Source organism: Acinetobacter lactucae (genome assembly GCF_001605885.1).
GTDB classification, from domain to species: domain Bacteria; phylum Pseudomonadota; class Gammaproteobacteria; order Pseudomonadales; family Moraxellaceae; genus Acinetobacter; species Acinetobacter lactucae.
The window spans coordinates 235,185-247,067 of record NZ_LRPE01000039.1; the positions used below are offsets into that span (position 1 = coordinate 235,185).

An 11,883-nucleotide genomic window follows, 5' to 3' on the forward strand; every position below is an offset into this window, starting at 1 on the left:
TTATTTCATTATTTGCAGGAAATAGTTCACTAAAGCTTCCACCAATTGTTTCACAATCGCCTGACGGGTTTCTTCGTCAATCGTTGGAACTTTTGCTTCCATTGGTTCCGAAGAACCAGTTTTTTGCTTTTTAAATTGGTCTTGTAGCGCTTGAATTTGGTCAGCATTTAAGTCTTGCTCACACTGACTTTCACCATCCCAGTGTAAATAGTCGAGCTTTTGATTTGGCTTAACTTGGCTTGCTGTTAAAGGTAAGCGATAGACATTACGCTTTTGTTGCTCAGTTAACTGCGGAAATAGGTTAACGCCTAAGCGTTCCTCTAGATAGCAAACACTCACCACTTTCACTTGTAGAGAGTTATTGTTGGGCGCGTAATACGCTCCGATCGCGCCAGTTTTTGGCATATATACCGCTTTATAAACCGCGGTAGGAACAATTACACCTTGTCCAATGGTTTTAAGTCTTTTCCCTTCAAAAACAGGACCTGTCACCACGTAAACATCTTGTTTTTGTTTAGTGGCAATAGCTCGGGTCGCTTCTTCGAGCTTACGCCAGACTTCTTGGTTATTTTTAGGCGCTTGAGGCACCATATTGCTTAACGAGAAACTATCAGATTGGGATTCTTTATTTGGCATATCACCATTTGGTGCCATATGGCCACGGTCATAGCCTGAACCACGATAGTCACTTAACAGTGCCCGATGTTTTTGAGCAACACGGGTTTCTTCATGGAAATTATCTTCACGCTTAATTTTGACACTTAAACGTTCTGCATTTAAATGCTCTGCCGACCATAACGGCGTTTTAGAAATGCCTGAATACAAAACATTAAAGCCATTAAAGCACAGCGGATAACTGTCTTTTTTTAGACTTTCTTTATTTAAAGCAGGTGGAACTTCACGATAGAACTGATTAAGACAACTCGAGTTAGTCGTTAAAGGCGAAAACCACTGCGAAATCTTTTCACTACCAAAAGCAATCGCAAAACTTCCAGCAGCAATACAAGCAAGAATAATCTTGCCAAAATGCCCACTTAGAGAAAAAGAGTTTTTACCTTTACTACGTTTTTTAGTTGCCATGTTTCTATCAATACCACTGTCCACACGCAGCTTAACAATCCTACTTTTTTAAGTATATCTCTTATCTTTCAAATGGTTAAAACATAGTCAGCTTTTTTGTAACTCCATTACCCATTACGTAACAATCTGTTGGAATTATGAGTGGCTTTGGCTATTGAATTACGCCAATTGCGTATCTTTCGTTGAAAAACACTGATGGCTTATGACATGGTTAGCTCCACAAATTTGGATAAAAATATAATCGGAGTCCACTTAATGATCCATTCAAAGATTATTGGTATTGGCGTAATCACAGGATTGTGTAGTATGGCTGCTATGGCCGAACCAGCAGTCCAACCAGGCGACACTTTAGAAAGCTTATCTAAAGTCAAAGTCACTACTACCGTAAATGGCCAACCCGGCTCTATTAGTGATTTAGTCAATAGCGGACAAGTACAGCAAGTTTCTGCTGCACCAACAAGTGCGGCGCCTACAGGTGCTCCAATTCCAGCAGACGTTCCACCAGCTCCACCAGCAGGCGGTGAAATGGCGCCACCAGCAGCACCAACTGATGCAGTACCACCTGCACCGAACCAAGCGGCTCCTGCGCCACAAGATCCAAACATGCCACCACCTCCGGCAGATCAAACTCAGTCGGCAGACCCGATGGCAAAAGAGGGTGCTTTACCAGCTGATGCACCTATGCAACAAGCTCAATAATCAGAGCCAAAAAAAACCAAGACATCTGTCTTGGTTTTTTTATGCATCAACTTTTTATATTTCGATTTGACTACCTAACTCAACCACACGGTTGGTTGGAATTTGGTAGAAGTCACTCACTGGACTGGTATTACGCTGCATAGAGATAAACAATTTTTCTCTCCATGGAGACATACCATCACCCACCGAATGAACAATACGGTCGCGGGAAATAAAGAAGCTGATGTGCATCAAGTCATATTCAAGACCTAACTGCTCGTAAGCTTGCACAAGTGCTTTTGGTACATTCATTTCATCTTTAAAACCGTAAAAGATTTTAATACGGAAGAAATGTTCAGCTAAAGTTTCTGTCGTAATACGCTCTTCAGGTTCAACATACGGCACATCTTCAATCACTACAGTGACCAAGATATTACGCTGATGCAGCACTTTGTTGTGCTTGATGTTATGCAACATAGCATGCGGAACAACGTTTGGCGTACCTGTCATGAATACTGCATCGCCCGGCACCCAGTGCACGCTATTACCAATACTTTTTACAAACAAATCTAAAGCCAAAGTATCATGTTCAAGCTTAGCAAATGTAAGCTCACGACCACGTTTCCATGTCATTAAAATGGTTACAGCAATCGCACCAATCAATAATGGTACCCAACCGCCCGACAAGATTTTTAGGGAAGTTGCACCGACCAATACCGACTCTAAAACAAAGAACGGAATAATCAAAAGTAGTACTTTTGGTAGGCTCCACTTCCAAGCCGAGTAGATAAATACAGCAACCAAAATCGTGTCACAGAGCATGGTTAAGGTCACGGCCAAACCATATGCACTTGCAAGATTAGAACTGCTTTTGAAGATCAAGATTAGGATAATAATTGCGATTAAAAGCAACCAGTTTAAGAAAGGAATATAAATCTGGCCTTCTTCAGACTCAGACGTATGTTTAATACTTAAACGTGGTAAATAACCCAATTGAATCGCTTGGCGTGCAAGTGAAAACACCCCAGAAATTACGGCTTGAGAGGCAATTACGGTTGCCATGGTCGCCATAATAATCATTGGGTAAAGTGCCCACTGCGGGACCAATAAATAGAACGGGTTTTCAATTGCTGCTGGGTCTCTGAGCAATAATGCGCCCTGTCCTGCGTAGTTTAAAACCAAACACGGCAACACAACAAAGAACCATGCCATACGAATTGGCACTGGTCCAAAGTGACCCATATCGGCATACAGCGCTTCGCCACCCGTTACCGTTAAAACTACGGCACCCATAATAAAAAAGGTCATTACTGGATGGTGGTAGATAAACTGAATGGCCCAATGCGGACTAAACATACCCAACACAACAGGTGTCTGAATGACACTGTGAAGACCTAATAATCCTAAAGATAAGAACCACACCATCGTGATCGGGCCAAAAAACTTACCGACAAAGGCCGTACCGTGTTTTTGTACCAAAAACAAAGAGATGATAATGGTAATTGCAATTGGCATGATGAACGGGTCAAACACATCGGTTGCAATAGACAAGCCTTCGACTGCCGAAAGTACCGAAATGGCTGGGGTAATAATACCGTCACCAAAAAACAGCGATGCACCAATAAAACCAATGGCAATCATGTAGATTTTTTTGTTGTCGGCAATTTTGGCTTTACGCAAATTCAATGCGAGTAAGGCCATGATTCCGCCTTCGCCGTTGTTGTCTGCACGCATGACAATGGCGACATACTTGATGCTGATGATCAGCATTAAGCACCAAAAAATAATGGATAAAATTCCTAATACGTTTTCAGGCTGAATTCCCAACCCATGCGCTGCATGGAAGGACTCTTTCAAGGCATAGAGCGGACTTGTTCCGATGTCTCCAAAGACCACTCCAAGAGCTGCCAGAGCCGTGGCAGGCAAGGTCGCTTTTTTGGCCGTGTTTTGCATTGTGTAATTAAACCAATATGATTTTTAGCGCAATCTTATCACCTCTATTATTTTTTTTCTGTAATGCTCGTCTTAAATCTTGGCAGAACTCGTTTTTTTAGTTACTATCGCACGCCTTGGTGAGGTGTCCGAGTGGCTTAAGGAGCACGCCTGGAAAGTGTGTATACGTTTGCGCGTATCGAGGGTTCGAATCCCTCTCTCACCGCCAGAATTGAAATTTAAAGAAGCTTAAACTTAAAGGGTTTAGGCTTTTTTATTGGCTAAAATATTAAAAATAGCCAAACAAATATTGATAATTTTTACATCCCTAACAACGCCTAAATTCGATTAAACATTTAAATTCAATAAAGAATCTTATTTCTTTAGCTAAAATCAGAAAGAAATTCATACTTACATAAGGTTTTCGGCTTGTTCTAAAGACTCATAATGCTTATAACATCCTCTACACTTTCCACATGGATAATTTGCTTTATGACAACTATGGCTCCAACTCTTTAATACATTTAAATTCACTTTAGATGCTTTGATAAGCTCTGCTGTAGTTAAATGATTCACTGGAGCAGTGATCCTTAGATTACCTTCTTGAAGAGATATTAAATTATCAATACAGTCTATAAATCTTTGTGAACCATCAATGTGAGATGAATCATTTGCCACTGAGGCAATCATGATCTCATTAATATTTAATTGTATTGCTTTCATAGCACATAAAGTAATCAAGAGTTGATTTCTATAAGGCCACCAATCTGAGAACTCATTGTATTTACTCATTGGATTATTGCTAAGATCTCCCATTCCCAGGTGGCTACAATCAACCTTGATAATTTCATGGATGATTCCAAGCTTCTTACATACAAATTCGGAAGATATAATTTCCGCATCAGCAGCTGATTGACCATAATCAATGGTTATTGCAATATCTGGTTTCTGAAGAAAAGCCAGACAAAAAGAATCAATACCACCAGATAATAAAAGGCACTTTTTCATTGATTCCATATCGCTCTATATATTAGAAAATCTATATCATCTGAAATCACGCATCCCGTTCCTTCAAACATAGTTAAGTCTTTTTTTGCTGTATAATTCAAATACATAAATACTTTTTTCTTTAATGCTTTAGCATAGCCAATTTCAAATATAGTACCGGGGTCGAAATTATTTGAAATAGCAAAAATATTGTCTGCATTTTCTAAACCTTGAAGATCAGCTTGAGCAATTTGGGCAGAATTATTAGATACACCAACTGCATGATATGGTGAAAAAACTTGAATATTATATAATTCAAAAATCGCTTTTATCTTCTCAACTAACCATAACTCAGAAATTGAGAAAAATGGTCCAGCTAAATAAATCTTTCTTGCAATATTCTTTTGATCCAATTCAACAAAAGTACGATCTAAAATAATCGACAGATTTTCGTAAGTTTGGGTTTCTACATATACTGATACCGCTTTTGAAGCTTTTAAAGCTGCTTCTATTGGGTCTAAGTTTTCTATTATCCAGCTATATGCAAAACAAGCTGAGAAGATATCACCTGAGCCAATCTTATTAAACTTATTAGATAAGAAAAGAGGAATATCTGAGATTTCATCATTTACTAATACCTGAGCTCCATAAGGCCCCCTTTTTAGAACAACAATATCCGCACTATTAACTTCTTTTACTTTTCTTATCAAATCTGAATTTTCTAAGCTTCCTACCATTGCTTTAGCTTCATGTTCATTTAAAACAATAGCTAGTTCTCCCGCAACAGATCCAGTCTCATTAAATTTCTTTGGTTGTGAAGTGTTCTGCGGGTCATAAACAACTTTATTAGTAGCTTTAATCTTTATATTTGCATTTAACATACCAAAATAAAGGCAGTTATCTAAATTAACTTCTCTTTCATAAAAACCTTCATAACCAATAATCAATGGGTCAAATAAATAAGTATTATATTCAAAAGAAATATCTGATTCAGTTTCTTGATTGATAATTTCAATCTGGCTATTACTAGAAATAAATCCTCTTTTACTAGCTTGAAATGATTTACAAGCTAGCGTGGTTGCACATGTTATAAATTTGACATCTATATTCTGCTCCGCTAAAAATAAAGCAGCTCTTCCCCCAGAACCTAAAAAAAAATCCGATTTTGTTGAAATTTCTCTATAAAGCCCTCCTACTACGGTAATATTATTTTTCATTGTATTTTAACTCGTATAAATGAATCCCATTCAAAGCTACTAATTAAAGCAGTGTAGTTATAACCTTGTTCTAAACACTCTATTAACTTACCAATTAAGGAGTCAGCTCCATAGCCAACTAAATTGTCTTTATATTCAAATACTAGTGCCCCATCTTCGGCATACATTGTTAGTAAAATGCCATTTAACTCTTGCGTATCGAATACGCTAAAATCAGGCCTAACAATACTTATAGCTATATTCAAATTTTCACAAGTTATTTCATGGTCTGTTGAAGGTCTAAAGCTACCTGATCCAAAATTTCCGCCCCCACCTGACATTTTTATACCTCTTTCTTTAAGTTATTTATACTAAATATATACAATCATTTTTTTAAAGCAAATATATTTTATACTATTTGTTTAGATCAAAATTATCCAAGATTTCATTTTATTTATATACTTGTTCTAATAACTCTTATTTTAGTTAGAACAATATTTAGATTTTTGAATTAATTAAGCTCATCATAAATTTTATTAGAAAATATATAAAAACCTAAATTTTTACTTATAAGAAAAGACCCAAACTCTCACGTTCAGGCCTCCTCTCCTAAAATCTACACAGACAATTTCAGCAACTTCTGAACATACTCAATCGCATTATTTTCGATGTCTTGTTGAGTCGGAACATCGTCATCTTCTGATGGATTAGTATCTAAACCGTAAAATGCATGAAGTGGTTGATAGATTGCCCCAACATATAAAGCTGTTAGCTCAAATGGAATAAAAACCTTCTCTAAAGAAATTTGATATTCGCCACTTTCCGAATAAACCTTTTCTTGAGCACCAGCAGACACCGCCAGCATAAACTTCTTATTTTTAAGCTTATCGCCAGTTGAACCATACGCCCAACCATACGTTAAAACTTCATCAAGCCATTGTTTCAAAAGCGGCGGGCAGTTAAACCAATACACTGGAAATTGAAAGACTAAATTTTCGTATTGCTCTACAAGCGCTTGCTCTTTGGCAACATCAATCACCCCGTCTGGGTAGGCTTCATAAATTTGATGAACCGTAAATTGGTCTGGGTGTTTTTCTAGTTCCTCAATCCATCTTTTATTTACAACAGACTGGTCTATGTGAGGATGGGTAACGATGACTAATGTCTTTTTCATTATGAAAACACTCTATCGAAAAGTAGATAAATCGATTATAGAAGTGTGCTTTCCTAAATATAAGTACGGTAATTTATGTTATATACTATACTAAAAGATAGTATGGATTTTAAAAATGGACGACTGCCTTCCGTCATATACACCATTAGAAGATACGGGTTTTGGGTACACCCTTTCTTTGATTAATGGCAAATATAAAATGATTATTATGTATTGGCTTTATGGAAAAACCGTCATGCGTTTTAATGAGATGCAACGCTGCATTGGCAACATTTCGTTTAGAACGCTCAGCAATACACTTAAAGAATTGGAAAGAGACGGACTGATTATTCGTAAGGAATATCCTCAAATTCCACCAAAAGTTGAGTATCGCCTTTCTGAAAGAGGACAGTCTTTAATTCCTTTGTTAGATATGATGTGTGAATGGGGCGAGCGCAATAAGCCGTCTTAGTTTTATAGGGTTGAAGTGATACTAAATATGAGAAATGAATTAAGAGAAATTTTTATTAAGGGATGCGACGATAAAATTGAAAAGAAGGGAGACAATGTCGGTCTGTCTTTTTATGCTTTTTTTAAAAATAAGAATGATAACCCTGAGTTACTAATGGAAGCAGCACATTGGTGGATTATGGTGCATAAGCTAGATCACTTCGAGAAGGCTGTTAAGATTAAAGAGTTGGTTTTGAGTGAGTAGTAGAATTTAATTAGTGATTCTTTAACTTTAATGGAAAATTTTAGAAATATTATATTGGTTGAGTTGCGATCTCAAAGTAATATTAAAAAATCCCAGTATTAACTGGGATTTTTTAATATTACTGGAATAAGTAGGGAAATAATACTTCAACAGCATGGGGTGACAATCTAACTTGTAATGGATGTTTAGGGGGAGCAAATATGAGATGATCCTTAACCATTATTTGAACGATTTCTCTTAATTTTTTTTCACTAATTTGAAATTTATCCTGCAACTCTTTACGAGTATGGGGACCACTGTATAAAAGAGTCTTATATATATCTTTAGCTTCTAGCGGCAATTTTCTTAAAGGTTTCTTCGTTTTATGATCAAATAAAGCTTCATTAAACCTTAATTGAAAATAAACATTAATTCGTTCTTCAAGCTTATATGGTTCTAATAGGCTACTGAAATAAGTCATCTGATCTATAGCAACATCTATAAAGTATTCTGTAAAACTTTTTAGTCCATTATCAGATAGTATCCCTCTCCCATCACTACTACCTTGTCTTTGCCTATCAGCAATAGCAAGATATTCATAGTACTGCTCACTCGAACGGGCAAATCCTCTGGACATAGACCACAAGCCATAACTTTTCAAACCAATTGCACGCATAAAGCAATCCGTAAATAATCTTGAAACTCGTCCATTACCATCTAAAAATGGATGAATCCATGCTAAGCGATGATGTGAAGCAGCCATTGCCCAATACTTACTCAAACCTGAAAGATGTCTGATTTTATAAGCACTAGAAAACCAAGACATATATGGTGAGATTTTTTCTGGTGATGGTGGTATATGTGAGCCTACTTTTACTTGTGTTTGGCGATAACCTCCTGGCTCTATTTCATGAGTGGTTACACCATCACTATCTAAAACTTGTAATTCAAGAGGTACACACTGCTCATAAAAAGCTTTATGAATTTTTTTAATAAAATCTTGTGAAGTTACTTCATCAACAGAGGTATGTTCCAAATTAAGCTTAACTTGAACCTCGATATGTCTTTTAATCTCCAAAAGCCCTTTTGACTTATATTCAATAGATTCATCATTCAAATCCAATAGGTCACTAGGCGTAGTTGGATTACCTTCAATTTTATTACTGTAGTATGAGTTAACAACACGCAATAACCCTTCAACTGCATCTCGTATAGTACTAGGTACAGTTGAATTTAATTGCGCATCTAAGCGAATTATTTCAAATAATTTCTCTTCTAGTTCTGGTGAGTAACCACTAGCAATCGGTGTTATATCCACGTTGTAAATCTCTTAAACACAGCAAAGATATTGTACGCTATAAATTCCGAAATAAAAAAAATTTATTTTAATAAAAATCAAAACATTACAAAATAATTATGATAAAAACTCCGTTATTTATGCCGACATTATTAATTAAAAATTTCCAGATGAGTAGAAAATAAAAATATTTAAAGTTATAAATATTTTAATCACTATCAGGAAATAAGATATGTTAATTGCTGCTTTTATAGGATACTTTATAACTAGCTGGATACTACTCTATCACTATAAAAAACTTAGGATTGCAAAAAATCAAATCCGTCTATCAACAATCAAAAATCTGCAAGAAGAAAAAAATTACTTATATTCAACAGTCTGCTATTCAATGATTTTATCTTGTCTGTCTTATTTATTGAAATTCAGTTATGAGAATAATGAACTAATGGAATGCTTCTTTGTCGCATCTTTTATAGGTCTATTAATTATCTCAAGAAATTATTTTTTTAGTCTTCATGGTCTAAGAAGCTTAAAAGAATTAAAAAACTAAAATTTTCAGATGAATCTTTTACTAAAAGGAGGCCCAACTCCCGTCGGGCCTTCCCTCCATCAAACCCGACTTAAAAAATAGTCGAGCAATACCTCTCTTTCATCAGTACTATTCGCTCCCAAAAGCTGAACCATCGCACCATCAATCACAAACAAAAACATGTGTGCATCTTCAACTGTAGCAGTCGCTTTTACAGTTAAAAGCAGTTTATGAATTTCTTTAATGAACCAGTTTCGGTAGTCAATCACGATTTTATAGGCCGTTGGATAAAGCTTTTCAATTTCAAAAATCGCTTTAAATGGCAGCCGATAAAAGCCCTCTAAGTTTGCATGTAAAAAGTAAATTTTCTTGAGTTTATCGAAGGCCATAAGTTCACTGTAAGAGTGAATAATTGAAAACACCTCATGTTTTAATGCATCTGTTTGAAAAGTTAAGCTCATCTGAATGAGCCTTTCCTTGGAGTGAAAGTAGTTATAAAAAGTGGCTTTAGGAATTTTGGCTTCCTCAACGATTCGATCGACCCCGATGTAAAACCCATGTTGATTAAATAAATCTTTTGCTGCGTGGAGCACGCGTAATGCTCTAAATGAAGATTCTAAATTTGGCATTTTTATACCGTTTAAAATAATTTTTTGTTGTATGTAAATGAGATAGAAATGCCTTCACTCTTAAATTGAGCGCTAAAAACAGGCATGGGTAAGCTACACAAAAGGTGTGCTCGCCTATCTCAGATTTTATTGTTGCTATGATTTTTTAGTCGTAATGACCTATGGCTTAAAACCTAGAGTCGGTTAAACCGTTTTAAAGACCAGTTGGGTATAGAGTCAAAGATTTTGGCGAAGGTTGCCAATGAGAGAGATGAAATAGTACGCATAATGGCGAACTCCTTGTGTATTAAAGAAGAACTACCACGATTACTGCTAAATAATGGTGGCAGAACGAAAGGGGTTAGCAGACTGGTACACAAGGACCCAGCACGCGCAAGCGCGTCCCCCTCCGTCCTACCATAGAAAAAAGGGGGACGTAAGGATCCAGTACTGAAAAGCAAGCTTTTCGTACTCTTGTGTAAAAGGGTCTGCTAAAACCCACTGGCAATGTGGCCAGCAGGCAAAGGATAATCCGCGCGTTTTTGAGTGTCAATGTGATATTGGCTATTCATTTATAAAGATTATTTTTATTTTTCATTGGCATAGTGATTTAACAATATATTTTCTTAAAGTTTAGTTTGTTTGGTTATTTCATTATTAATTTATCATTCATTTTCAAGCCGCTTAAATGACCCGATTGATCGCGCTATAAATAAAAGCTACAGTAAATAAAGTTTGAATTTTATAACTTTAAATAAATTGATAACGCACGCAGGCAAAGACATGGAAACCATACATGATTTTTATCGCCGCTTTTCTTTAACCAGAGATAGCGATTACTCGGTTCCATCGACTTCGTTTGGACATTTTAATGTGTTCCAACGCGATGCCTGCTCGTTTCTAACGCCTTATAGCCGCCGCGATTATTATAAAATTTCACTGGTTTTAGGCACAGGTGACCTTCACTATGCCAACCGCTGGATTCGGGTAGACCGCCCTGCTTTACTGTTTTCAAACCCAATGGTTCCCTACGCTTGGGAAATTAATTCGCCCGAACAGGCAGGCTGGTTTTGCCTATTTACTGAAGAGTTTGTAAACCAAGAATCTCGACAAAGCTTTTTAAAAGATTCGCCACTGTTTAAAGTCGACGGCGACCCGCTATATTTTTTAAATGACCAACAGGTTGAAGAAATTTCATTTATTTTCAAAAAGATGATGATTGAAATAAATTCAGACTATATTCACAAATACAACGTTTTAAGAAACTATTTGCACCTAATTGTGCATGAAGCCATGAAAATGCAACCGACCCAACAGTTTGAAAAACATAGCAATGCTGCGGTTCGTATTTGCCATTTGTTCTTTGAATTATTAGAGCGTCAATTCCCCATCGACTCGCCCCATTTTCAGCTTAAACTCAAAACTGCAAATGACTATGCTTATGGCTTGTCGGTGCATGTAAACCATTTAAACCGAGCTGTAAAAGAAGCCACGGGCAAAACCACGTCTGAGCATATTAGCTCGCGCATTACGCAAGAAGCCAAAGCACTGCTACAACACACCAGTTGGAATATTTCCGAAATTGCCTATAGCTTAGGCTTTGAATATTCAGCGTATTTCACTAACTTCTTTAAGAAAAATACTGGATTTTCGCCTAAAAAATTCCGCGAAGACTGTGTAGCCTAAAAACAGATTGTTTGAATTTTATAATTATTGGTTTGAATGTTAT

The 11,883-nt window shown here is 36.5% G+C and carries 12 protein-coding genes and 1 tRNA gene; 5 read left to right on the forward strand and 8 right to left on the reverse strand.

Annotated features, from left to right (window positions below):
* Positions 1-1,080: a DNA/RNA non-specific endonuclease gene (locus tag AWW73_RS17115; RefSeq protein ID WP_025470508.1), complete on the reverse strand. Its 1,080-nt coding sequence runs from the start codon at positions 1,078-1,080 to the stop codon at positions 1-3.
* A gap of 255 nt (positions 1,081-1,335) precedes the next feature.
* On the opposite strand from AWW73_RS17115, the gene AWW73_RS17120 reads away from it, so the two are divergent.
* Positions 1,336-1,779: a hypothetical protein gene (locus AWW73_RS17120; RefSeq protein ID WP_016143705.1), complete on the forward strand. Its 444-nt coding sequence runs from the start codon at positions 1,336-1,338 to the stop codon at positions 1,777-1,779.
* A 54-nt stretch (positions 1,780-1,833) separates the two neighbouring features.
* On the opposite strand, the gene AWW73_RS17125 is transcribed toward AWW73_RS17120, so the two are convergent.
* Positions 1,834-3,711, reverse strand: coding sequence for a potassium transporter Kup (locus AWW73_RS17125; protein WP_016143706.1), 1,878 nt, complete (start codon positions 3,709-3,711; stop codon positions 1,834-1,836).
* A 118-nt stretch (positions 3,712-3,829) separates the two neighbouring features.
* Between AWW73_RS17125 and AWW73_RS17130 the strand changes: the two genes are divergently transcribed.
* Positions 3,830-3,919: transfer RNA gene (locus AWW73_RS17130), tRNA-Ser, on the forward strand.
* A gap of 182 nt (positions 3,920-4,101) precedes the next feature.
* Here AWW73_RS17130 and AWW73_RS17135 read toward each other — a convergent pair.
* The 4 genes from AWW73_RS17135 to AWW73_RS17150 all read right to left on the reverse strand — a co-directional run bounded on the left by AWW73_RS17135 (position 4,102) and on the right by AWW73_RS17150 (position 7,047).
* Complete coding sequence (locus tag AWW73_RS17135) at positions 4,102-4,707, reverse strand: 7-cyano-7-deazaguanine synthase (protein ID WP_240491662.1); 606 nt, start codon at positions 4,705-4,707, stop codon at positions 4,102-4,104.
* Positions 4,695-5,894, reverse strand: a complete 1,200-nt coding sequence (locus AWW73_RS17140) for a PfkB family carbohydrate kinase (RefSeq protein WP_062850245.1) — start codon at positions 5,892-5,894, stop codon at positions 4,695-4,697. The genes AWW73_RS17135 and AWW73_RS17140 overlap by 13 nt, the downstream gene beginning before the upstream one ends.
* Positions 5,891-6,214: a hypothetical protein gene (locus AWW73_RS17145; RefSeq protein WP_062850246.1), complete on the reverse strand. Its 324-nt coding sequence runs from the start codon at positions 6,212-6,214 to the stop codon at positions 5,891-5,893. Before AWW73_RS17145 ends, AWW73_RS17140 begins: the two co-directional genes overlap by 4 nt.
* A 275-nt stretch (positions 6,215-6,489) precedes the next feature.
* Positions 6,490-7,047, reverse strand: a complete 558-nt coding sequence (locus AWW73_RS17150) for an NAD(P)H-dependent oxidoreductase (protein ID WP_062850247.1) — start codon at positions 7,045-7,047, stop codon at positions 6,490-6,492.
* 115 nt (positions 7,048-7,162) lie between these two features.
* Here AWW73_RS17150 and AWW73_RS17155 point away from each other — a divergent pair, with 115 nt between their 5' ends.
* Both AWW73_RS17155 and AWW73_RS17160 read left to right on the forward strand, forming a co-directional pair.
* Positions 7,163-7,498: a winged helix-turn-helix transcriptional regulator gene (locus tag AWW73_RS17155; RefSeq protein ID WP_016142830.1), complete on the forward strand. Its 336-nt coding sequence runs from the start codon at positions 7,163-7,165 to the stop codon at positions 7,496-7,498.
* 27 nt (positions 7,499-7,525) lie between these two features.
* Positions 7,526-7,741: a DUF6500 family protein gene (locus AWW73_RS17160; RefSeq protein ID WP_062850248.1), complete on the forward strand. Its 216-nt coding sequence runs from the start codon at positions 7,526-7,528 to the stop codon at positions 7,739-7,741.
* Between the two features lie 118 nt (positions 7,742-7,859).
* Here AWW73_RS17160 and AWW73_RS17165 read toward each other — a convergent pair whose 3' ends face one another.
* A complete protein-coding gene (locus AWW73_RS17165) occupies positions 7,860-9,038 on the reverse strand; it encodes a Fic family protein (RefSeq protein WP_062850249.1) in 1,179 nt (392 codons plus the stop codon).
* Between the two features lie 588 nt (positions 9,039-9,626).
* Positions 9,627-10,175, reverse strand: coding sequence for a TetR/AcrR family transcriptional regulator (locus AWW73_RS17175; RefSeq protein ID WP_062850251.1), 549 nt, complete (start codon positions 10,173-10,175; stop codon positions 9,627-9,629).
* Between the two features lie 762 nt (positions 10,176-10,937).
* Between AWW73_RS17175 and AWW73_RS17180 the strand changes: the two genes are divergently transcribed.
* Positions 10,938-11,840 carry a helix-turn-helix domain-containing protein gene (locus tag AWW73_RS17180; protein ID WP_062850252.1) on the forward strand — a complete coding sequence of 301 codons (903 nt, stop codon included), beginning with the start codon at positions 10,938-10,940 and terminating at the stop codon, positions 11,838-11,840.
* Positions 11,841-11,883 lie beyond the last annotated feature (43 nt).